Raw genomic sequence first — 25,705 nt, forward strand, 5'->3', positions numbered from 1 at the left:
TTTCTTGAAAAATATCTACTCCCCGCCCTTCCCTTTACGGATGCCGGGTTTCGTGTGTTGGGCGGGGTCCAGCAGCTTGGCGAGCGTCTTTGGTGGCAAGGACAGTTCGCGCATGGCCATCGCGCGCAGCGTAGTCCCTTCCGCGGCGGCGTGTTTAATCAGCTGCGCGGCGGCGTCGTAACCGATCACCGGCGCGAGCGACGTCCCGACGGAGAGGTTGCGATCCAGCAGTTCGGCGCAGCGCTGCGCGTCGGCTTGCAATCCATGCACGCAGCGTTCACGAAAGTTATCGACCGCGCAAGTGAGCAGATCGAGCGACTCGCACAGCGACTCGGCGAACAGCGGATACATCATGTTCAATTCGAAATAGCCGCCGAGTCCGCACAACGTCGCGGCCACATCGTTGGCAATCACGCGCGCGCAGACTTGCAGCAGCGATTCGATGATCACCGGATTGATTTTTCCCGGCATGATCGACGATCCCGGCTGCACGGCCGGCAAGATCAACTCGCCAATCCCACAGCGTGGACCGCTCGCCAACCAACGGATGTCGTTGCCCACTTTCGAGAGCGCGACCGCCGCGGCCTTCAGTACGCCCGCGAGTTCGACCAGGCCATCCGGCGCCGCTTGCGCTTGGAAATGATTCCGCGTCTCGCGCAGCGGCAACTGCGTGGCCCGCCGCAACAGCGCGATGGTCCGCGCCGCAAAACGCGGATGGGTATTCACACCGGTCCCTACTGCGGTGCCGCCGAGCGGGAGTTCACACAATCGCGGCAGCACCGCCACACATCGCTCCCGGCTCAATGCCGCTTGATGCGCATAGCCGCTGAATTCTTGGCCGAGCCGGATCGGCGTCGCGTCTTGCAAATGCGTCCGTCCCGTCTTGACGATGCTGTGAAACGCCTTGGCCTTCGCGGCCAGCGCGTGTTCCAAGCGTTGCAGCGCCGGGACCAATTCCCCGGCCAACGCGGTGGCGGTCGCGAGATGGATCGCCGTCGGGAAGACGTCATTGCTCGATTGGCCGTAATTCACGTGATCGTTGGGGTGCACTAACTTACTGCCCCGTTTCCCGCCGAGCAATTCCGTCGCGCGATTCGCGATCACTTCATTCGCGTTCATATTCGACGAAGTGCCCGAACCGGTTTGATACACATCGACCGCAAACTCCGCGTCCCATTTTCCTTCCGCCACTTCCCGCGCCGCCCGCGCAGCAACGGCCGCCGTCTGCCGCGGCACCAGTCCCAATCCCGCGTTCGTCTCCGCGGCCGCCCATTTAATCAATCCCAACGCGCGCACCACGCGCTGCGGAATACTGCGCCCGCTGATCGGAAAGTTCCGCACCGCCCGCGCCGTGCTCGCCCCATACAACGCACTCGCCGGCACCTCCATCGCCCCCATCGAATCCAACTCCGTCCGTGTTTTCATGGTTGCTCCTTTAAGTTTGCGCCGTTTATGGACTGCCCCATCCACCATGTCAATTTTGTCGCAGGCTGTCTCAGCGGGCGCGAGGGTTGGTGCCCACTCCGCGTGGCGCTGGGATAGGGGGGACCCGCTGTTGCGGGGGGGAAGGGTTGACCCGTCCCTCCTGCGCCACGAGGCGTGGGCACCAACCCTCGCACTACCATCTAAAGCAGCCTGCCAACTAGAAAATGCCTTGGACTTGCGAAACCAGTCTATGCTACCCGTCATTCCCCATGACAGAACCTCAAGCGACGTTTCTGCAACGCCATGGCGTGATTCGCTTTACGTTGCGAACCATTAAGTTCTTCGTCGGCACCACGGCCTGGTCATTAATGCTCGGCGGATTCGCCGCGATGGTCGGCTACTTCTACTTCGCGCACGACCTGCCGAACATCCAGACCATGTCCGACTATCGTCCGCCGGTCGTCAGCGAGGTCTTCGCCAGTGACGGCACCAAGATCGGCGAATTCTGGACCGAACGCCGGCTGATCGCCACGCTCGACCAAATCCCCAAAGTCCTGATCCGCGCGTTTCTCGCGGCCGAAGACGCACGCTTTTTCGAACATCGCGGCGTCGACATCGTCGGGATCGGCCGCGCGTTATGGGAAGACATCAAGGCCGGCGAATTCGTCCAGGGCGGGAGCACGATCACGCAACAAATCACCCGCTCCATCCTGCTGACCAAAGAAAAGAAGCTGGGCCGCAAAGTCCGCGAGATCATCTTGGCCACCCGCTTGGAGCGCAATCTGAACAAAGAACAAATTTTGACGCTCTATTTAAACCAGATCTATCTCGGGAATCGCTCCTACGGCGTCCGTTCCGCATCCGAGAATTATTTTCACAAATCGATGGACCAACTCACATTGGCCGAGGCCGCGATGATCGCCGGCCTCTCCAAGGCCCCGACCGACGACGCGCCGAATAACAATCCGGGCCGCGCCAAAGAGCGGCAACTGTACGTGCTGAACCAAATGTTGGAACGCGGCTACATCAGTCGCAGCGAGCACGATCAATCCACGATCGCACCGCTCACGTTCTACGAGGCCGGGATCGATAAAGACTTCAACATCCGCTACACCCCGTATTTCACTGAACACGTGCGCCGCCAAATCGCCGAGCAATACGGCGACAAAGTCCTCTATGAAGGCGGACTGCGGATCGAGAGCACGGTCGATATCGAAAAGTACCTCGCTGCGGAACAGGCCGTGCGCGCCGGACTCGAGGCGCTCGACCAACGGCGCGGTTGGCGCGGCGCATTGCAACGCGGCATCGATCCGGTCACCGCGAAGTCGATCAATGAAGAAGTGCACCAGATCGCCACGGCCGAGGCGGGCGAGCGCAAATTTCATATCCCCGAGGCCGCCGAAGACGCATTGCGGGAAACCGGTCCGACCCCGTTACAACCGTTGCGCAATTATCGCGCGGTCGTCACCGCAGTCAGCGGACGCACGATCTCGATTCACGTCGGCCATAACGCCGGCACCATCGCCCCGGAACACGCGACCCGCGCGGGCGGCCGGATCCAGACCGGTGACGTGATTGAAGTCCGCACCCTCGGGAGCGACGGCGCGTATGAACTCGTCCAGACACCCGAAGTGCAAGGCGCGCTCTTCTCGATGGAAGTGAAAACCGGCTACGTGCGCGCCATGATCGGCGGCTACGATTATCGGCTCAGCGAATTCGACCGCTCCACCCAAGCGCTGCGCCAACCCGGCTCGTCGTTCAAACCATTCGTCTACGCCGCCGCGCTCGATAAAGGCTTCACCTACGACACCCCGGTCGCGGACGCGCCGGTCGCCTATCGAGTCGGCCATGAGGTCTGGGCGCCGAAGAATTACGGCGGCAAATTTTCCGGGATGGGTCACTTCGCCAGCCATATCGCCTTCTCGCGCAACGTCCCGACCGTGCGGATCGCACACTCCATCGGGCTGCATTACCTCACCGGTTTCTGCCGCAAGATGGGGCTGACCAATCCCTTCCAAAAATACCTCTCAATGGCGCTCGGTGCGAACGACGTCTATCTGCATGAAATGGTCAACGCGTATGTGAACTTCGGCAACTATGGCCGCAAGACGCCGGAGATCTTCATCACCAAGATCACCGACGTGACTGGCAAGGAAGTCTTCACGGCGCCGATCCTCTCCGACGAACCGCCGGCCACGGTCGTCGTGGACAACGGACGCCTCACCCCATCCAGCGACTTGAACCAAGACCTCTGGCAAGCGGCGCAACAGACGATCGAAAAAGACAAACTCGATCTCGATCCGCAGGAAATCCAAGTCCTGTACGGCGACCGCATTCCGGAAGGCTATGTCGTTACGCCACAGACAGCGCATTTGATCGTCGGCCTGATGCAAAAAGTCGTGAAGGAAGGCACGGCGCGCCGCATGTTAGCGCTCGGCAAACCGTTGGCCGGCAAGACCGGCACCACGAACGACGAGAGCGACACCTGGTTCATCGGCTTCACGCCGAAACTCGCGGCCGGCGTCTGGATCGGCTTCGACGTGCGCCGCCACTTGGGCCACGGCGAACAAGGCGGCCGCACCGCCGCGCCGGTGGTGTTGCAATATCTGCAAAGCGCGGTGAAAGACGATCCGCCGTTCGAATTCGAGCCGCCGCCGGGATTCCCCACCACGCGCATCGCGCAACTCTCCGGCGGCTCCGCAGTCTATTGGCACGGCGGCGTCCGCGAAGAATCGGAGACGTTGGAAGGCTACGAAGAAGACATCGCCGGCCGCCGCATGACCAATCCCGCGTCGGAGTATTTCATGCAGGATATGGGGGATTATTAGGGCGTGAGGCCTCCGTACGTGCGTAGGTACGTACGTCAATCGGATGATCCCTCAGCGACACGGGCCTCAAAATCCTCTCTATCGGCGTATCCCAGAAAGCGCATCATGGCCTCACCCTCGTTCCCGACCGACTCCCCTGCCGCCGCGGCCGGGCCAACTACCCAGCCCAAGCGAGGCCGTACTGAATAATCTTCCAATTGCTCGACGCCCATCATCCCGCCCACTAACTGATACGGGAATGCCTGTTCGAGATAATGCCAGGTAAACGGGACTTGGGACACGCTACTGGGATAACTGCCCGGCGCGACCCGCAGCCCGCGATTGCGAACCACGGCCATCCCCTCCCCATGTACATACGGAAACAGCTTGGCCATCTCCCCGGTCAGATGCGCTCCCCCGCTGGCCCCATCATGATGATAAAAACTTTGCCAGAACGACTCATCCGGCCGCCCTTCCACCGCAGCGACGCACTGGCCAAGCACCTCACAGGCCCCTCGCGTCCACCATTCCAGATCCCAATCGGCCCATTTGGCGACGCGATCGCGCAATTGGGTCCAATCCGCCGCTGTCCCCTCGATTAAGAATTCCGGAATGCCGCACATCGTCCATAGGGAAAAATTGAAAAATTCTTGCACCGCGCTGCACACGGCCAAGTCCGCGACCACTGCGGCCAAGTCATCGGTCGTGGAAAAACGCGCCGTCAGCGCCGCGCGCGCGCCGTCAAGTACGTGCTCCCGCGTCTTGCCCGCCAATTCCGTAACCATCCCCGGCCAGTCGTTATCAGGCGCTCCACGCCTAAACTCGTCGCGACGCACATCAACCGACTTTTTCCCGGGATGGGCAACAAAACAGGACCGCAATGCCTCCGCATCCTGTCGCACATGATGCCCTAATCCCTGCAGCAACGTGGTCCAGACTGCATCCGGACTCAGTCGCAACGGCAGATGTTCGTTAAATGCGGTGTCCGCGGCGGCGACCAATAGGTTGACATGTTTGCTCGGCACGACGGGTCCGGTCAGCCCCGCAGAGGCTTCGAAATCCGCTTTCAAGCGGGAATCGCTCAGCAAGCCACGCGCCTGCCGGGCTGCCTCCACTGTACGCAGTCGTTGTAGACGCGGCTCGACGCGATTGCCCCGTACGCGGGTGACGGGGACGGGATGCAGATTGGCCGACATGGTGATCCTCCTTATTAGATGATAGAAAACTCCCCACCAATAGGTCGGATAACAATATTGAGTCAAGCGACTTTTAGCTGTGCACTACGCGGACCACTACATCCATTCATACTCCGGCCCACTCCCTCCTTCGGGTGGCGTCAGGCGGCCGCCTTTCGCGGTGACCGCGCCGCAGTGGATACAATTGGTGGGATTGATGACCAACTCGCGCGCGCCGACTGCGCCGGGGCCCCATTCGTAGACCAGTGCTGGACACATATGGATCCAGGCCTCGCCGATGACCTCCGGAACTTTGGTGGCAAGACGGACGTGATTCGGTTGATTGTCGCGGCTCCGATTGCCCGCCGCGTGGACGCTGTCGAGTTTGTCGAACGTGAGTTGATTGTCCGGCTTCGGATAGGTCCGCGTCCCGGCAGATACGGGATGCGCGCTGTCGGGCAACGACGGACATTGGCCGCCGGGAAAGCGCCCGTTGGTGAGTGCGGCGAGGCCGGCGAGCATCGAACCGGCCACGAAACCGTGGTGAAAGACTTGCCGCATATTGCGCACTGCAGCCAGCTCCTTCCAAATGAAACTGGTGCGCACTGCGTGATCATAGGCCGACAGCGGATCGCGGGCATTGGCGTCGGACGGCGCTTGCAATGCCGCGAAGATCGCTTCGGCTGCGTAAATGCCGCTCCACATTGCGTAATGAATGCCCTTCAACGCAGGCACGTTGACGAAACCGGCCGAGTCACCGACCACGCATGCCCCGGGCACATGCAGCTGTTCCGGCAACGCGGCCAGGCCCCCTTCGGGAATCGTCTTCGCGCCCCAGCCTTGCTCGATCCGATGGCCGCCGGCCAGCATGGTGCGGAATAACGGATGCGTTTTCAGTTCCTGCAACAAATCGTGCACCGACAGCGAGGCATCGGCGTAATCGAGTCCGACCACGAGACCGAGCGAGATCCGGTTCGGTCCCATTGGATAGGCGAAACTCCCGCCGAACTCGCGATGCGCTTTACCCAAGCGCAGTGGCCACCCCATCGTGTGCACTACGGCGTCGAGCGGCTGCGGAACTTCCCACACTTCTTTCACCCCCAACGCATAAATCTGCGGCTGCGCGCGCGAGATTTTAAAATGTTCTAACGCCGACTGCGTCAAGTGGCCTTGCGTCCCTTCACCGAACACGGTGTATTGCCCGACCACATCCACACCCGGCTCGAAATTCGGCAACGGTTCGCCGCGCTGATTACGGCCCTTGTCGCCGGTCCGCACTCCGGCCACGCGCCCGTCGTGGACCAAGACTTTCATCCCCACCGTTTCCGTCAGGATCGTCACGCCGCATTCTTCGGCGCGCGCGGCCAACCACTTTCCCACTTGCGACAGCGACGCGACGAAGTTGCCATGATTGCGCATCGTCGGCGGCACCGGGATTGGGAACGCACGCTTGCTGGTGAGAAATGAGACGCGCTCGCCGGGCACGGGATTGCAAAACGGGAAATCGGTGTCCGCAAGTTTGGGGAACAGATGCCGGAATGCACTCGGATTCAAGACCGCGCCGGAGAGCAGATGCGCGCCGACGTATTTCCCCTTTTCAAGGATCGCCACCGGACACTCGCCGAGCCGCGCCTTCAGCTGGGGCGAAGTCTCCAGCAATTGCATCAGCCGAATCGCGCCGGCCAGACTCGCTGGACCCGCGCCGACAAACAACACGCCGACGTCGATGCGCTGGTCGGGCGGCAACGGTTCGGTCGCGATGAACTCCCCCGGTTGGACCGGCGGTGGATAATGGGCTGGGATGGATGGCATAGCGCAGCGGCTAACATGGCCCCGAACTGAGCGTCAATGATTTGGGTGAGAAGGCGGTTGACAGGCCGGCGACACGAGGGCTAGTTCACTGCACTAGTACATTTCACACCGGAGCAAGCGCGCCGAAGCAGCAGCGGAGACATGGCGCGCGGTAGGGATGAACGCAATGGGACCGAGCAGGGAGCATTGCGAACCAAAGGAGATCGTATGGCTGCTGGACTATTCCCCGCGCCGCATCCGATCCCAGGACGTTTCCTCAAGCACTTGCCACGGGGCGGCGTGCTCGTGCATGCCCCGCGCAGCCAACACACCATCCAATTCGGCATCCCGCCCGGCACGGTGAAAGACTCGATGTTGGCACCGGCGCCGTGGCGACCGCAGCTCTACGCCCTCGATGCCACACTGATGTTCGATGACCGCAGCGGACGCACGGCAGAGCCCGAGTTCCCCATGTATCATGGGTTTTTCATCGCCTCCGACTGCAAGGCTCCAACCCATTTCGCTATCCCACCGGCACTGCGCTCACCACTCGACACCGTCTTGCGCACATCCTACCTCGGACCGCAGTGGCCGACTTTTTCCCGTTTGGAATTGGCCCGCGAATATCCAGGCGGCGCCGCGACCGTGGGATTTCCCGACATGCCCGCGGAACTGCGCCATTGGGCCAAGATCCCGATCGACCAGATGCGCGTGCTGCACTCGATCCCAGCGGATGGATTATTTTTTGAAGGCGTCCAACTGTTCGCGTTGGACAACGGCCGCTTCCGACTGTTCGACGCCGGACACTATCTGGGCGACCTCGACGCGGTACTCTATCGTGACGCTGCCGAAAAACTGCCCCATGTGCCCGTCTCCGATAATGCCGCCAGCTTGGCCGCGCTGCGCGACGCGTTGGACGGCCGCGCGATGATCGTCCCGATCCATTCGAGCGACGGCTTCGATCCGACCGGAGAGACGTCGGGACATATGCTCTGGAATCGCGGACACGTCGTGCTCGTCGATCCCCCGGCGGACACGCGCGCATTCTTGCGCCAGCATGGCATTGCCGACTGGCGCGTGCGCGGCGTCCTGTTGACCCATGTCCATGGCGATCACGACAGCGGCACCCTACCCGCGCTGTTGGCGGGCGGCCGTAAGACCTTATGGACCACCGCCAGTATCCATCGCATGTGGCTCGATAAACTGGCAGCCCTGACGGCCGGCCGCTATCCGCGCGAGGGAATCGCGGGGTGGTGGGACTTCCAGCCCGTGCCGTTACTCACGCCGATCACGATCAACGGATTGCAGCTGGTCTTGCGACATGGATTTCATTCCAATATCGCGTTCGGCTACAGCGTCGTCGGACGCGACGGCGCCCCGCGTTTCAGCTTTTCCGGCGACACCTTCAACGACGCCGCCGTGTTCCAGCTCGTCACGCAAGGCGTGATTGCAGGACCGGCCCGCGCCGCCGATATCGTCCACGCGCCAATCGCTGCCGCATTGGCCGGCGGCGTCTCCGCGCACGAGTGCGGCACGCCACCGCTCCATACTCAAACCCCGCAACTGCAAGAGGCCTCCGCCGCTGCCGCCGCAGTCGGCGGACGCGTGGTGGCGTACCATGCCTCGCGGGCCAAACTGGCGGCCGCAGGACTGACCCCGTGGGGCGACGGCTTTGTCGGCGCCGTGGCCTTGTCGGATGAATCGGCATCCGAGTCGCCGCCGGCGCAACTCAGCACAATTCCGCTCTTTGCCGATCTTCCGGCCGACCAACTCGATCATGTGCACCGCAGAGCCACACGGCTCCATGTCGCGGCAGGACAACAGTTAACCCGGCAAGGCGCGCACGGCAGCACGTTGTATCTGTTAGTGCACGGCACGGTCGACGTCACGCGCCGGGGACGCCGCGGCTCGGTCCGACTCGCCACGCTGCATGGCGGCCTCATCGGGGAGGGCGCATTATTGGGTGAAACCCGCAACGCCACAGTCACCGCACGGGGCCCCGTCGAAGTCTTGCGCTGGACCGTCACACGAACACTCGCGCGGGAATTGGCGGCCATCGGTTTAGTCGATCGGATCCGCCGACTCCGCACGCACCGACAACACGCCATCCCAGGCCTGCGCCGCGCTCCGTTGTTAGCAGGCCTCGATCAAGCCGTGTTCGACGAATTATTATTGAACGGCACGCTAACTCGCGTGGCAAGCGGCGACACCGTCATTCGTCGCGGCGAAACCGACGACACCGTCTATCTGTTGCTCCGCGGAGGATTGGAAGTCGTGTCGAACGGCGACACCGACGCACCCGCCCCAGCGATCCCACTCCGCCCCGGCGCTGTCGTCGGCGAAATGGCGTTGCTCAGCCGGGGCCCGCGCACAAAAACGGTCCGCGCCGGCCGTCGCGGCGCAACATTGTTGCAAGTCCCCGGCCCCGCCATGCGCGACCTCCTCTACGCCCACCCCGCACTGGAACTGCGCCTCCAAGCACTCGCCCACAAGCGCGAATCCGCCAACGCCACCCGCACCGGGACGTAAGTCGTTGCCAGGCAAGCCGCGTTCCGCGCTGGGGCATTATCGATTCAAGAATTCACATATCCAGAAGTTTGCGAAAAACATCCAAATGGGGACAGGTACCTTCAAATACCGTATCGACAATGGTTTGAAGGTACCTGTCCCCACGCAAATGATGTTGTCGGACCGTCTATAGTAGTGAGGCGCGGGGCGGAATCCCCTCCGCGCTGCCGCGCTGCGGGGACTAGGGCGCCCACCACCCGCCTACGGCGGGCGGTGCCGGTCGCCCGTCGTCGAACCGCTCGTTGACGTGAGGCGCGGGGCGGAATCGAACCGCCGTGTATCGGTTTTGCAGACCGATGCATTACCACTTTGCTACCGCGCCATTCAGCCTCCGCCGAAGCCGAACCCGCCTCTGGCGATGGCCCTCGCTTGACTCTTACGTCACGCTCTGCGATCTACTCGCGAAATTCCAGAGCAACGTCAAGAAAAAGGAATCGTCGGACGTGCCAATATGCGGAACAGACGTATGAACGCGCGTGGGTGGGGGCCCACACCGTGGGACGCTGGGATAGGGGGGACCCGCTCTTGCAGGAGGGAAGGGTTGCCCCTTCCCTCCTGCGTCCCACGGTGTGGGCCCCCACCCACGCGCCGCCGGCTCAGGCGACGATCCTTTGACATCGCACGGGTCTGCGCTCTCGCGCTGTTTTTCGCACTCTGCGGATGCGCGTCGACTCCGTCCGGGCCTGCTGCGACGAACGCGTCAACGGCTCTGACGACCACGCCAGCGGCCGGCCCCATCCCCGGGCTCACAGCCGCCAGCCTTTACGGCGTCTATTACGGCGAATGGGACCATGCGCTACTCCAAGACGTGACCGGCAAAACGAGTCGGCGTCGCTATGACTTGCTGATCGTCCACCCCGACACCAATCTCACACCGACGCATGTCGCCACACTGCAAGCCGCCGGCATCACCGTCCTTTGCTATCTCACCGTCGGCGAAGACGACACGCTCCACACGGCCGCTGCCAGCGACGGGCGTTCCGGTCCGGCGGACGGCTACGCCAGTTGGTATTACGACGCCGACCAAAACGGCCGCCCCGACCAAAATCCCGATTGGGGATCGTATTACACCAACGCGTCCGATCCCGCGTGGCGCGCCGCGCTGCGCAGCTATCGGAACAGCGGCGACCAACATTGGTATGGCACCGACTATCTGCTGAACACGCTGCACTGTGACGGCCTCTTCCTCGACACCATCGGCACCGTTCGCCCCGCCGCCTGGGGTGGACGCTACTCCGCGGGGCTCGGCGCGATGCTCGACCTGATCGCCGAACTCCGCACGCAGCTCGGCCCCAATCGGCTGCTGGTCATCAACCGCGGTCTCTTCTATTTCGACCCCTACGACGCCGCCGCGAACCCCAACGGACTGCAAGAAATCACCCCCGCGATGCGCGATCGACTGCGCGGCTTGATCAACGGTCTGCTCTACGAAGAATTCATGCAGGAAGAGCATCGCGATCAGTGGGCCGCGCGCCTGAATGCCGAGGCACAACAACCTGACGGCTTCACCGTCTTCGCCCTCGACTATCTCCCCCGCGACGCAGCCTCCACCTGCGCCACCGAGCGCGCCCTCGGCTGGCTCCCCCACCTCAGCACACCGGCACTAGACACCTTCACGCACGTGGTGAGGGAGGAGTGTCCTTGACGCTCAGCAACGCTTTCAGTACTGGCTCGGAGCAGATATGTCGCCCGGGTGGCGAAATAGGTAGACGCATGGGACTCAAATGGGATGGGTCTCCTCCGCGGCAACGCGGAGGTAATAAACTGGGTGAATTCGGGGAAGCCTAGAGCGGCGTGCCGCCGTATGGTAATCCCGAGCCGAGCTGCGAAGGGCTTTGGTTTCGCAGAAGGTGTAGAGACTAGGGGGTGAGTCCCAACAATACTCCCCCACAAGCGCCCAGCCCGCCACCGGCGGGAAGAGATAGTCCAACCCAAGAGGAAACTCTTGGATCGTTGTAAAATCCCAAGGACCGCAAGGTCCATGCCGGTTCGAGTCCGGCCCCGGGCACCGCGTGTGGAAGATTTATTGTTGCCGCATCAAGGCGTTGCGCGTTCGTCGGTTTTGGTGGGGACCATATGGGGACCACGGCCGCTGCGAGTGGGTGTGATCATGTCCAAGCAGTGCCAGCCGCTGGCGGGAAGGCCGGTCATCTCGGCAATGGTACGGGTGAGGCGTGTGCCATAGAGGGCGTGGATCAGTGGGTAAACGGACCAATCGCATTGGAGCGCGGCGCGGAACAAGAAGTGGAGCATTCTGATTGGTTCGCAGTCGAATCGGACGGCAGCATCGTGGGCGATCCGTTCAACCACGCGGGCTTGCGGAATATACCCGCAACCGTTGACCAGCAGAAAGTCGGACTCGGTGCCATCCATGGCTGGCGGCGCTTGGAAGCCAATCAGTTCCGGTTGATGAGTGAGGACGTGGAGCACGAACTCACGCCCGATCAGCTCCGTCAATCCTTCATGCAATCCGCGGAAAAGATGCCCATGACGAATGCCGGATTGGACAACGCGTTCGGACACGATGCAATCATCCTGACCGCACGCGTAGGAATAGAGGACGCCGGAAAGCAAATGGGCCATTTCGTGACCGGCAGTCATCAAGAATTCATTACAGGCACGGCGACAGACAATCGCCGCGCCCCACACCAAGATCGTGACACCTCCGATTTCCTCAAGCGACACCTCCGATCCGCGTTCGATTAATGCTTGGAACATCTCGATCTCGTCAGATGCGGGGGTGAGAATGCGGTCACAGGCCTCCCATCGTGCGGTGCGAACGCCGAGCTGTTCGAGAAAATATCGGGCCCCGACTTTCAGTGCCGCGACGATGCGCGCTTCTGGTGAAGCGGCTGGTGGTGGCGCAAAGGCGACCGCGAGCACGGTCGCACGACGAGTCCGGTGGGCGGTGATCGCAGCGAGATGCCGCGAAGCTGTTGGTGTGATGTACCGCTCCGGCAGGCGCAGTGGTGCAGGTGGTGTCGTGAAAGTCGGCGTTGAGGTGGCGCGTAGCAACGTGGAGAGGCGGGCTGGCGCCGTGCGACGACGCTGCATGGCCGGATGGATAGCGATGTCGAGCGCGCGGGACATGTCGTGGTTCTCGGCGAGTCAAAGAAAAAGTTGCTCGTCGCCTTGGAGCCGATACACCAATTGAATGGGCTGATTGCCACCGAGTGGCATGCGCCCGAGCCGCGCATTGAAGTGGGCGCCTCCCCTACTGCGCCGGAACCGGCGGTGGCGGTGTAGAGGGGGTGCCTTCACCGTTATCGGGAGGCGGTGTGGACGGGGTGCCGCCGCCTTGGCCTGAATCACCGGGCGTGCCGGGTTGATCGGGCGTCGGCGGGACACCGCTATCGTCTCCCGGAGGGAGTCCTGGGGAGTCTGGGATGGCGGTCAGCACCGTATCGCGCCGCGGGATTGTCACCAGCGCGTGACCGGTCTGCGGAGACAATTTTAAGACTTCCAATGTGGTCATACAGCCGAGTGCTTTCGCCGGCCCCATATTTTGATCCAGCGGACTGAGGCACAGCGCGGAAGGAATCGTGGTTTGACCATCGCCGCTGGTGACATCGAAACACGCGCGTTTCGGCAGACCCTGTGTCACGAGAAATCCAGTGAGGCGATAGATACAGCCGGTGTGGAAATCCTGCACCGCGCGACACGGTTGGAGACTCACGACCAGGCCTTCACCGGCGATGACGTCACTGTACGTACACGCCATCGGCTTCGGCGCGGGCATGGGCGGAATCGTCGGTTCCGCACTCCCGGTTCGCGCCGACCCTGCGCGGGGCATTCCGATACACCATACGGCCAAGAGCATGGTCCCCAACCACAAGATGCGATGACGCTGCGGCATTGCGGCCTCCTGATGTTTCTCTGCTGCGTGATCTGAACACCACTGAATACGCACGTATCACGGAATCGGGAAAAAACAACCCGGTATCTGCAGAATATGTTGCGCACGACCGGCCCTGATACGCTACACTGCCGCACAACGCTTATGAATCTCCCTATGCTATTCCAGTCCGAGACGTGCGTGGTGATCGACAAGCCGGCGGGGATGCCGGTGCAGCGGCATCCACAACACCATGCCGCAACGATTGAAGATCAAATGCCAGGATGGCTGCCGGTGCATCGGTTAGACAACGAGACTTCTGGATGCCTGTTGTTGGCAAAAACGCCGGAGGTCTATGAAATGCTGCGGGCGCAATTCGAACGGCAATTGGTCGCGAAGACCTATCTCGCCATCGTCCATGGGCTGACACCAGAGACGTTCGCTGTCGAAACACCGATCGCGCATCATGCCCGCAAAGAACACCGCATGGTCCCGGCCGTGCCCGGCGCGCAGTTCCGCGGCCAACCGCAGGCGGCACGCACGGAAGTCACGACGATCCACCACTATTACCCCAACGCGGCACGGCCGGTGGCACTCTCATTAGTCCGGATCGTCATCCCCACCGGAGTGCGGCACCAAATTCGCGTGCATCTGAACCTCCACGGCTTCCCGATTGTCGGCGATAAACTCTACGGCAAGCGGGTGTTACACTCACAATTCACGATGCCACGGCACTTGCTCCATGCACATCGCCTGACCTTTACGCCGCCTGAGGGCGAGGCCCCGGTCACCGCAGAGGCTCCATCCCCGGATGATTTTTCTCTTTGACGGCTCAAGCGAAGCAACTATCTCTCCGCATTGCCGATAACCACACTATGGCAAGTTTGACCTCCACTGCCGGCCTTGGACGCCGCGCCACGCTGATCGATCCGTTGGCCCCACTCCGTGGGCTCCGAGTCGGTGTGCATTACGGGACGAATCGTTACGTAGAAGAACACGGTCGAGCACGGGCCAGCGTGGCATCGTTTGAGATCGTGGCGAAGACGGATCGCGGTCTCACGGTGGGACGCGACGAAATGGCGGCACGTTTTGCGGACCTATGCGCGGCCGCGACGCAGCAGACGCCGACGATTTCGTTCATTCCATTGACGCGGAGTCGCCACGCCCGCGATCCGGGCGATACGTTGCAGCGCCAAGGCTACACGCACGTATGGGACGTCACACTGGGCGGCCAAGCAGAGCGGTTCCGATTAGTCAGCGACGCAGCTAGTGCTGAAATGGTCGCGTCTGGCATGTGGCTCTACGGCGGTTTCGATGCCCGCCAGCCGTTGCATTTATTTCGCTCGTTGCGCGAATTGCGCTTCACTGCGAACGCGGACCCGACGCATTCGGATTATCTCGGCCTGCATCGCGCCGGCGTCGTCACGTGTTTTCGCACCGGCCGGAGTCGGGGTGCCATCCGGGAAACGGTGACGCATGAATTGTTCCACACCCTTTCATGGGGTGCCCGCGACAGCCGCTTGATCCCGCGCGCGCTGTGCCTGACGATGGAATTAGACGGCGACGATCTGCAATCCGGCCCATTGCAGCGGGATAATTACGCCACTGCGCAACTCGAAGAGCAATGGGCGCAGACCGGGATGTACTGGGCGCGCCGCCAAAATGGTCGCGGCGCAATTTATCCGCATCGCTTTGCGCTGGTCGAAGCAGCACTGCGCGGCGTGTTCGGATAGACCTACGTAAGATTTCCAACGCACTATCCCTGTAAAAATCGTTCCGCATCGATCGCGGCCATACAGCCGGTCCCGGCGGCGGTGATCGCTTGGCGATACGTGTGGTCTTGCGCGTCGCCGCAAACGAAGACGCCGGGGATATTCGTGTGCGTCGAGCCGGGCTTGGTCTGCAAATAGCCGACCGCGTCCATCTCGAGACTGCCCGCAAAGAGCTGCGTGTTCGGCTGATGCCCGATCGCGATGAACACGCCATCCGCAGCGTGGTCGCTCAACGCGCCGGTTTTCAGATTTTTCAAACGCAGTCCGGTCACTTTGTGCTGCTGCACGTCGAAGATTTCGTCGACGGCGCTGTCCCAAATGAAGCGGATTTTCGGATGGTGCGTGGCACGGTGTTGCATCGCCTTCGAGGCACGCAACTGATCACGGCGGTGGACGATCGTCACGGTGCGCGCAAATTTGGTGAGAAACGTCGCCTCTTCCAACGCGGTGTCGCCGCCGCCGATCACGAAAACGTCTTGGTCACGGAAGAAAAATCCGTCGCAGGTGGCACACGCCGAGACGCCGTGGCCCATCAACTGCGCCTCCGACGGGATGCCGAGCAACTTCGCCGACGCGCCGGTCGCAACAATCAGCGTCTGCGTCTGCCACGACTTGAGCCCCGCGTGCAGCGTGAACGGACGCGCGCCGAGTTCCACGCGCTCGATGTGGGCCTGCACGAACTCCGTCCCGAAATGCGCGGCTTGTGCACGAAACAAGTCCATCAGCTCCGGACCCATGACGCCTTTCGGAAATCCGGGATAGTTTTCGACCTCGGTCGTGATCGTCAGTTGTCCGCCCGGCTGGCTGCCTTCAATGACCAGCGGCTTCAGATCGGCGCGCGCGGCATAGATCGCCGCCGTACACCCCGCCGGACCACTCCCTAAGATAATGACGTTATGCATAGGCCCTCGCTAAAAGAACTTCTCCATATGGACCGGGCACAGGCCCAGTGTTTTTAAATACGCGCGCACGTCCTGAATCATCTCACCGCGACCGCAGAGATACACGTCCAGGTCCTTTACTGTAGTAATGCGCTGCGCCACGAGTTGCGTCACGCGGCCGACGACACCCGACCACGTCGCGCTCGGTTGTGACAGCGTCGTGACAAAATGAAAATTGGCATGCGCGGCGACGAGTTGCTGCCATTCGTCTTGGTAATAAACGTCCGCGTCGTGCCGCAGGCCCCAATACAACGTGACTTGGCGGTCGGTGCCGCGGGCCAACAACGAGCGGAGCATCGAGCGAATCGGGCCGATGCCGGTCCCGGTGGCGACGAAAAGGTAATCCCGCGTGCCGCGTTCATCGAGCGTGAACGAGCCGAGCGGGCCACGCAACGTGAGCACTTGCCCCGGATGGAGATTGAACAGAAACGACGATCCGGCACCGCCAGGAACTAAATTCGCGACCACGCCGAGGTAGCCGGTCTCGTGCGGTGGGGTGCAGAGCGAATAGGCGCGGGTGATCGCGGGCCGCGAGTCGTCGCCGGGATCGACGACGATATTGATATATTGTCCCGCGTTGAATGGCACGCGCGTCGGCTGCAGCGGACGAAAGCGAAATTCGCGGACGTGCGGCGTCAGTTGATGAAACGCGAGGAGTTCAGCCGTAATGGTCGGAGGCGGCATGGCCGCAGTCTTTTACTGAGAGTCCCTAGAGGGGCGCAAGGAGAAAGGGCGTCACGCGATCGGTGTGGACCGATCGCGTGACGAGGGGTGGGAAGGTACAGGGATCAAAAACCTTCGGCCGTGGCGAATGGCGCCGGGACCACAGGGTTCACAGGGGGTGGCGGGGCAACCAGCTCCACCACGGCCGGAAAGACACAATGGAAACGCGCGCCGGCCCCGGGGATACTTTCGACCCAGAGCCGACCGTCATGCAAATTCACAATCTCGCGCGCAATCGCGAGCCCAAGACCAGTCCCCTTGTAGCCGTCCACGTCGGCCTGCCGCGCCAGCTGCGTATAGTGATCAAACAGCATCGCCGCGCGCAACGGATCGATGCCAGGACCGTCGTCGCACACCGAGAGCCGCACCTCTCCCATGTCGCGACACGCCTCGATCCGCACCTGCGCCGAGGCAAATCGAAGCGCGTTGCCGATCAAGTTGTGGAGGACCTGCACGAGACTATCCGGGTCCGCCTCGATCTCGGGGAGGTCCTCTTCCAGCTCCAACGTAAGTTCCAGGCCGCGGGCCTTTGCTTGGTGCTGAAAGTCGTCGCGGACCTGTTCGAGGAGTGGGGAGAGCGACACCCGGGTGCGGGTCAGACGGACACGGCCCGAAGTCAACCGACTGAATTCCAAATGATTCTGAATCAGACGGAGCAACCGATCACACTGCCGTTCCGCCGTGGCCACCCACGTGGCCTGCGTGTCGGTGAGTGTCCCCCCCACTTCTTCGCGTAAATTGGCCAACGCGGCCTTGACGATGGCCATCGGACTGCGCAGCTCATGAGAGAGGGTGCTGACCACTGCCTGCATTTGTTCGCGCCCTTCGGCCATATGTTACTTTATACGGCACATTGGGGAGAAACATGAGCACGGCCCGGCTGTAATAACTAACCGGCTGTAACGCCAATGCATTAGGACTGCATTAGGTGGGTTTGGTCGCTTCGTCCGGAGCCTCGGGCAAATGTAACACGCTGCGGGCGAGGGCTTCCATTTGCGCGCCGGTGAGACGCTGTTCATGATCCGGGTCAGACAGCAGGAGTCGTTCAGCCATCGCATGCAGCTGGGCATTTTCTCCATCGCCGAGCTGTTCGGCGGACAGAGGTCCCGCCGCGTCGCTGTCGATCCCCTGCTGCAACCGCATCAAGCCCACGAGTCCCCGATTAGTGACCCGATATGGCCCCTCGGAGCCGCGAAAGTGGGCCTGCGCCAGCGACCAAAGGCGCTCGAAATCCTCTGCCTCTCTGACCTCGGCTTCTTTACGGGCCCGTACGACCTGGCCCGCGCTGGCCGCCAGCCCCAACAGCGCCACCGCCGCGACCGCCATCAACACCACTCCACCAATCAGGTACCCCGCAGCCACTGCGGGCGAGAGCGGGGGTGGACCAGCATAGTCGACATCTTGCATACTCGCGCTGATCGGAAACGCATCGAGGGCTTGGGCCTCCGGCGCTGTGAAGGCTACGCCCGAACCCAGCCCCACTGCCAACGCCAACGGTCCGGACGCAAACCGGACCCCGGTCGGGCCGGCAATGCGCACCAGATCAGGAAAACCGGGCGGAAGCGCCGGCAACGACGGGGCAACGATTGCATCCGTCGCACCCTTCTCCGTCGTGACAACGGTCGGTCCCCGACCACGAGCGTCTACCCGTGGTGGACGCGGTTGATGCACCAGCCCACGAGCCCTCTCCCCATGCGCCCGCGGCGCCCGCTGCCATGCCCTCGCAAATCCATTCGCCTTCATCAGTGAGATCTCCTTTGCACTCCCCACCCTCCATTGCGTACGTCACGCTCGCGCCCTCGTCAATTCATTTGCTGGGGACAGGTACCGTCGGATGCGCGAAAAATGGGCATCCGACGGTACCTGTCCCCCTGCGATACATTAACAACGGGGCAGCCATTTGAGTCTATATCGGACATCCGTCGAAATACTTGCGTCGGACGGCTGGCACACGGCTTGCTCTCTTGAGACGCCGATGGGCATTGGCGCATGGCCGGTTGGGGAACGACCGCGGGAAAAAATGGTGGCGCATGGGGCACGCGCGTTGAGCGACGCCGAATTGATCGCGATTCTGCTCCGCAGCGGCACGCGCGGGCAGTCGGCGTGCGATGTCGCGCGAGAATTGCTTACCCACTGCAGCGGACTGCATGGACTGATGGGCGCGGAGCTTGACGAAGTCGCGACCGTGCCCGGCGTGGGGCGTGTGAAGGCCGTGATATTAGCCGCCGCGATGGAACTGGCACGCCGTTGGGCCACGGCGCAGCCGTCCGCGCCGCCGGTGCTCGACTCGAGTGAAGCGCTGTTCATGCGCTATCACCCGCAACTGCGCAGTCGCGGCCGCGAACATTTCGTCGCCGTCGCGCTCGATGGGCGGCACCGATTGTTGCGCGAGCAATGGGTCAGCGCCGGAGATCGCGGCAGCGCCGTGGTTCCGGTCCGCGAACTCTTCGCCGCCGCCCTCGCCTGTCGCGCCGGCGCGTTGGCTGTGCTCCACAATCATCCGAGCGGCGATGCCGCGCCGAGCGCAGACGACCATCACGTGACGGAACACCTCGCTGCTGCGGGTCGCTTCTTGGACATTCCGTTGCTCGATCATTTGATCATCGGCGACAGCGACTACTTCAGCTTCCGCGACGCCGGTCTGCTCGGGTGATCGGGCGGGTGTTCGAAATTCAAACGCGAGCGTTCGGGAATCGAACGGCGTTACGTGCGTAAGTGCGTAGGTCCGTACGTCTTGGAACCAAGTGGATGCCTCGTGACGCACGCATCTACGTACGTACGCACCTACGCACGGTCAGAACATGGCACACCCCTTGCTCTCATACCACACGATGCTCGCGACGATTCACAGTGCGGGACTGCATGGGATCGAGGCCTTTCCGGTCACGGTCGAGGTCGATCTGGCGGCGCATGGATTGCCGGGCTGGCATTTGGTCGGACTCCCGGAAACCGTCGTGCGCGAAAGTAAAGATCGCGTCACGTCGGCATTGCGCAACGCCGGTTTTCAGCTCCGTTATCGGAAGACGACAATCAACCTTGCCCCGGCGCGGCGGCGCAAAGTCGGCAATTACTTCGACCTCCCGATCGCCCTCGGTTTGCTGACTGCGGCACAGTTGCTCTCGCCTACGCACACCGCGCCGTTGCTCTGCGTCGGCGAATTGCTGCTCTCCGGCGAGTTGCAAGCCATTCCCGGGGCGCTTTCGCTCGCGCTGTTCGCGCGCGCCCATGGCGCCGTCCTCGTCGCGCCGGCCGCGAACACGCCGGAGCTGCAACTGGTCCGCGGACTGCGCTACTTCGCTCCGCACACGCTCGGTGAACTCGTGACACAGTTGCACGATACGACGCCCCCCAGCGTGGCCGATCCGCCGCCCTTCACCACCCGACCACCCGCGCTCGATATGGCCGACGTGCAGGGCCAACCGCTCGCGCGCCGCGCCCTCGAAATTGCGGCCGCCGGCCATCATCATCTCCTCTTCCTCGGTCCACCAGGCAGCGGCAAGACGATGCTCGCGGCCCGGCTCCCCGGACTCTTGCCGCCACTCCATCCCGATGAAGCGATCGACACGACGCGCATCTACAGCGCGATGGGACGACTGAACGGCACACCGCTGATCACGACACGTCCATTTCGCGCGCCGCACCACGGCGCCAGCGCAGCAGGACTGGTCGGCGGCGGATCGGTGCCGGAGGCGGGCGAAATCACGCTCGCGCATCACGGCGTCTTGTTCCTCGACGAGATCGCGGAGTTTCGGCGCGACGTGTTGGAAGCGTTGCGCCAACCGCTCGAATCGGGACAGATCACCGTCTCGCGCGCCGGCGTCCACGCGCATTTTCCCGCTCGCTTCTTGTTCGTCGCCGCCGCCAACCCGTGCCACTGCGGATACCTCGGCCATCCGACGGTCGCGTGTCAGTGCACCTTGGCGCAGATCCAACACTACCGGCGGAAACTCTCTGGCCCATTGCTCGATCGGATCGACTTGCATATCGGTATCGGTCCGCTCCCGGCCGACGACATGCTCAACACCCGCCCGGCGGAATCCTCGGCCGTCGTGCATGCGCGGGTCCTCGCGGCCCGCGCCCGACAGGCAGCGCGCTATCACGCTCTTCCTGCGGCCACCAACGGCGCGCTCTCCGCTGCGGAGACGCGGCGTTGCTGTGCGCCGGCGCCCGAGGCCCGCCAATTGTTGATCGCCGCGATCGAACGCCACGGTCTATCCGCCCGCGCGTACGATCGCGTGCTCCGCATCGCGCGCACCATTGCCGACTTGGCCGACGACGACACGTTGGCTGCCCCATACGTCGCAGAGGCGCTGCAATACCGCGTGTTGGATCGGCCACTATGAAGCACGCCACGATCGAAGATTTGCTTGGAATGCCTGCAAATTCTGCCTATACTGTAGGCATGAAACAAAAACTGACGGAGCAGTATACGATCCGCAACATCCCGGCGGCATTGAATCGCACACTGCGTCGTCAAGCCGAGGAGTTGGGGAAGAGCTTGAATGACGTGCTACTGCGCGCCTTGCACCGCGGCGCTGGATTATCCGATGAGGCGACCGAACACGACGACCTCGACTTTCTGATCGGGAGCTGGGAGACCGACACGCGCGTGGAGCAGGCGCTGCACGCGCAACGCACCATTGACCGCACGATGTGGCGATGAGACTCGCGATCGACACCAATGCGTATGTCGCCGTGTGCAAAGGGAGCCCGCACGCCATCGCCGTGATGCGCCGGGCAACGGCTATTCTTGTCCCCTTTGTCGTGGTGGCGGAACTGCGGGCCGGATTTGCGTGCGGAACGCGCACGACCCGCAACGAACAAATGCTAACGCGATTTCTGAACACCGAGCGCGTCGGGATCCTCTACGCGGACGACCAGACCAGCCATCACTATGCGCGGCTGTATTATCAGCTGCGGCGCCAAGGTACGCCGATCCCCGCCAACGACCTCTGGATCGCCGCGTTGGTCAGCCAACACACACTCACCTTGCTCAGCACCGACCGCCACTTCACCCACCTCCCCCAGCTGCCGCTGGTGCGCGAGCCACGTTGACCAGGCGCCCCAGACCCAAAACACTCGCGTGAAATGGGACTTGCCCCCTCCCGCCGTGCCGAGTATGAGCCCGCTGCGTTCAACCAACCACCATGAGGAGGCCCCATGAAACTCTATCTCTTCCCACCATCCCCGAATGCGTACAAGATCCAAGCGGTCGTGAACGAGCTCGGGCTCACGATCGCCACTGAAACGGTCGACTTGCTCAACGGCCAACAACGAGCGCCGAACTACGCCGCGCTCAATCCCAACTTGATGATGCCGACGTTGGTCGACGGCGACTTCGTCTTGTGGGAGTCGAACGCGATCATGCAATATCTCTGCAGCCGGGCGCCGGGCCAAACCTTATGGCCGAGTGAGCCGCGGGACCAAGCCGACGTCAGTCGGTGGCAATGTTGGCAGCTCGCACACTGGATGCCGCCGTGCGGGACGTATTTGTGGGAAAACATGGTCAAAGCGATGATGGCCGACCACGGCGCACCCGACACCGCCGCGCTGGCCCAAGCCGACGAGCGCTTTCATCGCTTTGCACCGGTGTTGAATCAGCAACTGAAAGGCAAGACCTGGTTGGTCGGCAACTCCGTGACCCTCGCCGACTTCGCGATCGGCGCCCCGCTCCATTATGCGGATGCCGCGAAGATCCCGTTGGCACAATATCCGGAGATCCAACGCTGGTACGCCGGACTGGCCGAACGGCCGAGTTGGCGGAAAGCGATACCGCAATTCGGAATCAAGCGGTAGGAGTGCGCGGAGCGCGTTTTCCCGACAGAGTAATGACCGGCGCGAGGACAGCGACCTCTTCGCGCGGCACCGCAGGCAACAACGTGGCCAGTTCATCCTGTAGTTGCACGATGAATGCCGGTGAATGAGTCGCGCGCGCGGCATGCAGCGCGCGGGTGGCGGCTTGGGCCGCCTCGATGGGCAGGTTCCACGCGGCATACAAGCACGCGCGCATCGCCGTGAAACGGGCCTCGGTGCGGGCGCGCCACAGCGGTGTCAGCGGCGTTTCCGCGAGCCGCGCGAGGATCGCCGCAAAGCGCGTATCGGCGGCCTGGTAATAGGTCGGCGCATCCAGACCGCGCACATGAGGAGCGGCTTGCGCGATCGATTGCAGCCCGCGCGCCACGAGCGCCTCGCCCTCGGCCCACTCGATCACGCCCGGCGCCTCCCGTCTGGCCACCAGACGCGCCACTTGGGCATAGCCGGCCAATTCGCCGTTGATCACATCCCGCAGCAGCGTTTGGCTCGTGGCATCGTACAATTCCGCGACGACTTGTCGTTCACTCGCCAAGAGTCGTGCGACGAGCAGTGACTGCTGAGCGACCGTCATGAGGCGCGCGGCCTGCGCCACCGACCAGGCCCGACAGAGCCGCGCAAAGGCACGGTACGCCACGATCACTTGGTCGGTCGGCGGTTCTTGCAAAAACGCGTGCACGATCGCTATGGCCAAATCGCCGGCTAGTAGAAACGACGTCGTCGCGCCGCCGCGATCATCCCGCAACAATTCCGTCGCGGCCTGGGCAAAAAACACCTTCATTTGCTCCGCCCCCAGTCGGGCGATATCGCGCGTCAACCCGTGGAGTTTCGGATGTTCGCCACACAGTGTCCGCAACCCCCGCTCGACGCCTTCATACGCATGCACTGCCGCACCCCACTGCCCCAAATTCGCCGCCAGATCGCCGCTCCACCAACTCAGCTCCCACGCCCGATCCATCAGACCGCGTTGCTGACAACGTCGGATCGCGGGCGGAAGCTCGTCAAGGAGCCGACTACTCGCGCGCGTGGAACGCGCCCACCACGGCGCTGCCAACGTATGCGCCCCCTGCCCCGCTAAGTCGGTCGCGATCCGACGCAGCAGCTCGTTCCGCTCCAGCCCGGCCTGCAACGCAATCGCCGCACTTCCCTGCCGCCGCCCCGCATTCACGGCCCGCCCGAACAGATGATCCGCAGCGTGCAGCTGCCCACCATCCCGCAACGCCCGCGCCCGTTCGAGCCATTGTTGGGGAGAGCGACCGGAGGATTTCGTCGAACGAGTCATATGCGCAGCACTACATCACCGACGTCGTCGCCGTCATCTTCCCGTTCATCGCTCCACAGCGAGGACGAAAACGGATCCACCAGCGCGGCGCGCTCGGGAGGAACACGGTACCAGAGATCGAGATATTGAGAATCCCCGTGCGACCAATCGGACGGGACCGTAAAATCGTCGACGACAAGACGGTCCACTAAGAGCCAGCGGTATTGCTCTCCGAACTGCGGACAATAATAGAGCGGGTCGAGGGATGGGCCGCAACCATTAATCGCGGCCGAGTCGTCATAGGCACACAACAACCAACCACCCAGTGCCACATTGCGGGACAATGCATCCCAGGCCCGCATCGGAACAAGCGGTGCGTTCGAAATAGGGTCGGGCACCGTGTTCCAGATGACGATATCGGCCGCGACTGAGTCGGGCGCCGTGTTGTATTGCGCAAATTGGCCGGCGTCCATCGACAAGCCGAGCGCCTGCAACGTTCCGCGGACATACTGCAGTGACATGCGATCCATGTCGACACTCATGACCCGCAACCCCGCGGCGAGTGCCGTCGCCACGGTGGATGGACGACGACCGGTACCATATTCCATGACGACCGTCTCTGCGGGCGATCGGTCGCCACGCAGCAAGTGCAGCAATGCCGCCAGCCGGGGAAACGGTCCGTTCGCCCACAACGCCCATGCGTCGGAGCCGGCATCTCTCGCATGTACGCTGTCCCAAAATTGATCCGGCCCCATGGCGGTGCGCCACACCTTGGCCAGCGCACTTTGCGCAAACGGGATCGCCGGCGACCAGGCGCGCCGCGGGCGACAGTGTTGCACGGCATACGTGCGATGGACATATGCGGAGTGCGCATCGGGATAATCATAGCGATCCGGCGGAAAACACAGGCTATGGCGGATATGCGCCGGGACGCGAAGAGCGTCGGTCTCACGATAGAGATTCACGCGGACCGGGACGGCAGGTGTTCGGCCGGCCGGTGGCGGCAACGACGGTTGAGCCGCATGCGATCGGCATCGAAGCCAGAGGCGTGGCATCCACATATTCAAGTTATCGCGCGTCGCAAAAAAAAGTTGCTCCCAGCGCCCGGACAGGTCGTATGTGTTGGCACCGCGCACCGCAACACGCCCTTGATAATTCCCGCTTGCACATGTCGGATAATTATCAGTATGACATACGGATCATGGGCATTCGTCCTCAACCAACACGCGACGCGTTCCACTGGTGCCGAGCATGGATCGCGCGGCGTCTGGCCGCTGGCGCACCGATGCGGGCCACTACCCTGGGGCACCTGACAAAAACTCCTGAACAGAGTCAGATATGGGTCAGCGCCTGGAATGTCCATCCTAACTATCGCAAACACGGAGACGAGGTCACCGATTCTTTGCACCCCACCATTGCCTTAATCCCCCGGGAGGGAAAGGGATGGCTCATGGCGTGTGCCTCCAGTGCTTACGATACCGTCTTCCAGGTCGCCCCCGCGAATGTCCTGAAAACCAGGGCCGGGCGTAGCTTCATAGCGAAGTTTGCGGATGGAGCACTCACGGTCGCATTGCAACTCCCAGTTGATTCAACACC

Annotated in this window: 21 protein-coding genes and 1 tRNA gene; 10 read left to right on the forward strand and 12 right to left on the reverse strand. The window is 62.6% G+C overall.

Annotation, left to right across the window (positions count from 1 at the left end):
• Nucleotides 1–15: 15 nt before the first annotated feature.
• Complete coding sequence (locus HY696_01835; GenBank protein MBI4237143.1) at nt 16–1,425, reverse strand: class II fumarate hydratase; 1,410 nt, start codon at nt 1,423–1,425, stop codon at nt 16–18.
• 269 nt (nt 1,426–1,694) lie between these two features.
• Here HY696_01835 and HY696_01840 point away from each other — a divergent pair, with 269 nt between their 5' ends.
• Nucleotides 1,695–4,253: a PBP1A family penicillin-binding protein gene (locus HY696_01840; protein MBI4237144.1), complete on the forward strand. Its 2,559-nt coding sequence runs from the start codon at nt 1,695–1,697 to the stop codon at nt 4,251–4,253.
• Nucleotides 4,254–4,288: 35 nt separating this feature from the next.
• Here the strand turns inward: HY696_01840 and HY696_01845 are convergent, their stop codons facing one another.
• Together HY696_01845 and HY696_01850 are read right to left on the reverse strand one after the other, a co-directional pair.
• Entirely contained in the window at nt 4,289–5,428 is a 1,140-nt protein-coding gene (locus HY696_01845; protein MBI4237145.1) for a DUF4419 domain-containing protein, read from the reverse strand.
• A 96-nt stretch (nt 5,429–5,524) separates the two neighbouring features.
• Nucleotides 5,525–7,219 (reverse strand): 4Fe-4S dicluster domain-containing protein, encoded by a 1,695-nt coding sequence (locus tag HY696_01850; GenBank protein MBI4237146.1) that lies wholly within the window; start codon nt 7,217–7,219, stop codon nt 5,525–5,527.
• Nucleotides 7,220–7,426: 207 nt separating this feature from the next.
• Between HY696_01850 and HY696_01855 the strand changes: the two genes are divergently transcribed.
• Nucleotides 7,427–9,727 carry a cyclic nucleotide-binding domain-containing protein gene (locus tag HY696_01855; GenBank protein ID MBI4237147.1) on the forward strand — a complete coding sequence of 767 codons (2,301 nt, stop codon included), beginning with the start codon at nt 7,427–7,429 and terminating at the stop codon, nt 9,725–9,727.
• A 289-nt stretch (nt 9,728–10,016) separates the two neighbouring features.
• Here the strand turns inward: HY696_01855 and HY696_01860 are convergent.
• A tRNA-Cys gene (locus tag HY696_01860) sits at nt 10,017–10,088 on the reverse strand.
• A gap of 486 nt (nt 10,089–10,574) precedes the next feature.
• Between HY696_01860 and HY696_01865 the strand changes: the two genes are divergently transcribed.
• Entirely contained in the window at nt 10,575–11,411 is an 837-nt protein-coding gene (locus HY696_01865) for an endo alpha-1,4 polygalactosaminidase (protein ID MBI4237148.1), read from the forward strand.
• A 392-nt stretch (nt 11,412–11,803) separates the two neighbouring features.
• On the opposite strand, the gene HY696_01870 is transcribed toward HY696_01865, so the two are convergent.
• Together HY696_01870 and HY696_01875 are read right to left on the reverse strand one after the other, a co-directional pair.
• On the reverse strand, nt 11,804–12,856 hold the full coding sequence (locus HY696_01870) for a hypothetical protein (GenBank protein MBI4237149.1): 1,053 nt from the start codon (nt 12,854–12,856) through the stop codon (nt 11,804–11,806).
• A 124-nt stretch (nt 12,857–12,980) separates the two neighbouring features.
• Nucleotides 12,981–13,622 (reverse strand): hypothetical protein, encoded by a 642-nt coding sequence (locus HY696_01875; GenBank protein ID MBI4237150.1) that lies wholly within the window; start codon nt 13,620–13,622, stop codon nt 12,981–12,983.
• A gap of 156 nt (nt 13,623–13,778) precedes the next feature.
• On the opposite strand from HY696_01875, the gene HY696_01880 reads away from it, so the two are divergent.
• Together HY696_01880 and HY696_01885 are read left to right on the forward strand one after the other, a co-directional pair.
• On the forward strand, nt 13,779–14,429 hold the full coding sequence (locus HY696_01880) for an RNA pseudouridine synthase (protein ID MBI4237151.1): 651 nt from the start codon (nt 13,779–13,781) through the stop codon (nt 14,427–14,429).
• Nucleotides 14,430–14,476: 47 nt separating this feature from the next.
• A complete protein-coding gene (locus HY696_01885) occupies nt 14,477–15,334 on the forward strand; it encodes a hypothetical protein (protein MBI4237152.1) in 858 nt (285 codons plus the stop codon).
• Nucleotides 15,335–15,357: 23 nt separating this feature from the next.
• Here HY696_01885 and trxB read toward each other — a convergent pair whose 3' ends face one another.
• From trxB to HY696_01905, 4 genes are all read right to left on the reverse strand, one after another.
• Nucleotides 15,358–16,275, reverse strand: a complete 918-nt coding sequence (gene trxB, locus HY696_01890; GenBank protein ID MBI4237153.1) for a thioredoxin-disulfide reductase — start codon at nt 16,273–16,275, stop codon at nt 15,358–15,360.
• Between the two features lie 9 nt (nt 16,276–16,284).
• Nucleotides 16,285–16,998, reverse strand: coding sequence for a hypothetical protein (locus HY696_01895; GenBank protein MBI4237154.1), 714 nt, complete (start codon nt 16,996–16,998; stop codon nt 16,285–16,287).
• 104 nt (nt 16,999–17,102) lie between these two features.
• Nucleotides 17,103–17,870 (reverse strand): HAMP domain-containing histidine kinase, encoded by a 768-nt coding sequence (locus HY696_01900; GenBank protein MBI4237155.1) that lies wholly within the window; start codon nt 17,868–17,870, stop codon nt 17,103–17,105.
• A gap of 91 nt (nt 17,871–17,961) precedes the next feature.
• Nucleotides 17,962–18,780: a hypothetical protein gene (locus HY696_01905; GenBank protein MBI4237156.1), complete on the reverse strand. Its 819-nt coding sequence runs from the start codon at nt 18,778–18,780 to the stop codon at nt 17,962–17,964.
• Nucleotides 18,781–19,012: 232 nt separating this feature from the next.
• Between HY696_01905 and radC the strand changes: the two genes are divergently transcribed.
• The 5 genes from radC to HY696_01930 all read left to right on the forward strand — a co-directional run bounded on the left by radC (nt 19,013) and on the right by HY696_01930 (nt 22,833).
• Nucleotides 19,013–19,690 (forward strand): DNA repair protein RadC, encoded by a 678-nt coding sequence (gene radC, locus HY696_01910; GenBank protein MBI4237157.1) that lies wholly within the window; start codon nt 19,013–19,015, stop codon nt 19,688–19,690.
• Nucleotides 19,691–19,868: 178 nt separating this feature from the next.
• A complete protein-coding gene (locus HY696_01915; protein ID MBI4237158.1) occupies nt 19,869–21,380 on the forward strand; it encodes a YifB family Mg chelatase-like AAA ATPase in 1,512 nt (503 codons plus the stop codon).
• A gap of 59 nt (nt 21,381–21,439) precedes the next feature.
• Nucleotides 21,440–21,700, forward strand: a complete 261-nt coding sequence (locus tag HY696_01920) for a hypothetical protein (GenBank protein MBI4237159.1) — start codon at nt 21,440–21,442, stop codon at nt 21,698–21,700.
• The gene (locus HY696_01925) at nt 21,697–22,092 is read left to right on the forward strand and encodes a type II toxin-antitoxin system VapC family toxin (GenBank protein ID MBI4237160.1); all 396 of its coding nucleotides are present in this window, start codon (nt 21,697–21,699) and stop codon (nt 22,090–22,092) included. Before HY696_01920 ends, HY696_01925 begins: the two co-directional genes overlap by 4 nt.
• Nucleotides 22,093–22,197: 105 nt before the next feature.
• Nucleotides 22,198–22,833: a glutathione S-transferase family protein gene (locus HY696_01930; GenBank protein MBI4237161.1), complete on the forward strand. Its 636-nt coding sequence runs from the start codon at nt 22,198–22,200 to the stop codon at nt 22,831–22,833.
• On the opposite strand, the gene HY696_01935 is transcribed toward HY696_01930, so the two are convergent.
• Both HY696_01935 and HY696_01940 read right to left on the reverse strand, forming a co-directional pair.
• Nucleotides 22,823–24,130, reverse strand: coding sequence for a hypothetical protein (locus tag HY696_01935; GenBank protein ID MBI4237162.1), 1,308 nt, complete (start codon nt 24,128–24,130; stop codon nt 22,823–22,825). The genes HY696_01930 and HY696_01935 overlap by 11 nt on opposite strands.
• Nucleotides 24,127–25,170 (reverse strand): hypothetical protein, encoded by a 1,044-nt coding sequence (locus HY696_01940; protein MBI4237163.1) that lies wholly within the window; start codon nt 25,168–25,170, stop codon nt 24,127–24,129. The genes HY696_01935 and HY696_01940 overlap by 4 nt, the downstream gene beginning before the upstream one ends.
• Between the last annotated feature and the right edge of the window lie 535 nt (nt 25,171–25,705).

The organism is Deltaproteobacteria bacterium, assembly GCA_016210045.1.
GTDB lineage: Bacteria > UBA10199 > UBA10199.

Bases quoted from the DNA above. Each gene is read 5' to 3' on its own strand.
- HY696_01835 (MBI4237143.1), bottom strand. From the start codon at position 1,425: ATGAAAACACGGACGGAGTTGGATTCGATGGGGGCGATGGAGGTGCCG.
- HY696_01840 (MBI4237144.1), top strand. From the start codon at position 1,695: ATGACAGAACCTCAAGCGACGTTTCTGCAACGCCATGGCGTGATTCGC.
- HY696_01845 (MBI4237145.1), bottom strand. From the start codon at position 5,428: ATGTCGGCCAATCTGCATCCCGTCCCCGTCACCCGCGTACGGGGCAAT.
- HY696_01850 (MBI4237146.1), bottom strand. From the start codon at position 7,219: ATGCCATCCATCCCAGCCCATTATCCACCGCCGGTCCAACCGGGGGAG.
- HY696_01855 (MBI4237147.1), top strand. From the start codon at position 7,427: ATGGCTGCTGGACTATTCCCCGCGCCGCATCCGATCCCAGGACGTTTC.
- HY696_01870 (MBI4237149.1), bottom strand. From the start codon at position 12,856: ATGTCCCGCGCGCTCGACATCGCTATCCATCCGGCCATGCAGCGTCGT.
- HY696_01875 (MBI4237150.1), bottom strand. From the start codon at position 13,622: ATGCCGCAGCGTCATCGCATCTTGTGGTTGGGGACCATGCTCTTGGCC.
- HY696_01880 (MBI4237151.1), top strand. From the start codon at position 13,779: ATGCTATTCCAGTCCGAGACGTGCGTGGTGATCGACAAGCCGGCGGGG.
- HY696_01885 (MBI4237152.1), top strand. From the start codon at position 14,477: ATGGCAAGTTTGACCTCCACTGCCGGCCTTGGACGCCGCGCCACGCTG.
- trxB (MBI4237153.1), bottom strand. From the start codon at position 16,275: ATGCATAACGTCATTATCTTAGGGAGTGGTCCGGCGGGGTGTACGGCG.
- HY696_01895 (MBI4237154.1), bottom strand. From the start codon at position 16,998: ATGCCGCCTCCGACCATTACGGCTGAACTCCTCGCGTTTCATCAACTG.
- HY696_01900 (MBI4237155.1), bottom strand. From the start codon at position 17,870: ATGGCCGAAGGGCGCGAACAAATGCAGGCAGTGGTCAGCACCCTCTCT.
- HY696_01905 (MBI4237156.1), bottom strand. From the start codon at position 18,780: ATGAAGGCGAATGGATTTGCGAGGGCATGGCAGCGGGCGCCGCGGGCG.
- radC (MBI4237157.1), top strand. From the start codon at position 19,013: ATGGGCATTGGCGCATGGCCGGTTGGGGAACGACCGCGGGAAAAAATG.
- HY696_01915 (MBI4237158.1), top strand. From the start codon at position 19,869: ATGCTCGCGACGATTCACAGTGCGGGACTGCATGGGATCGAGGCCTTT.
- HY696_01920 (MBI4237159.1), top strand. From the start codon at position 21,440: ATGAAACAAAAACTGACGGAGCAGTATACGATCCGCAACATCCCGGCG.
- HY696_01925 (MBI4237160.1), top strand. From the start codon at position 21,697: ATGAGACTCGCGATCGACACCAATGCGTATGTCGCCGTGTGCAAAGGG.
- HY696_01930 (MBI4237161.1), top strand. From the start codon at position 22,198: ATGAAACTCTATCTCTTCCCACCATCCCCGAATGCGTACAAGATCCAA.
- HY696_01935 (MBI4237162.1), bottom strand. From the start codon at position 24,130: ATGACTCGTTCGACGAAATCCTCCGGTCGCTCTCCCCAACAATGGCTC.
- HY696_01940 (MBI4237163.1), bottom strand. From the start codon at position 25,170: ATGTGGATGCCACGCCTCTGGCTTCGATGCCGATCGCATGCGGCTCAA.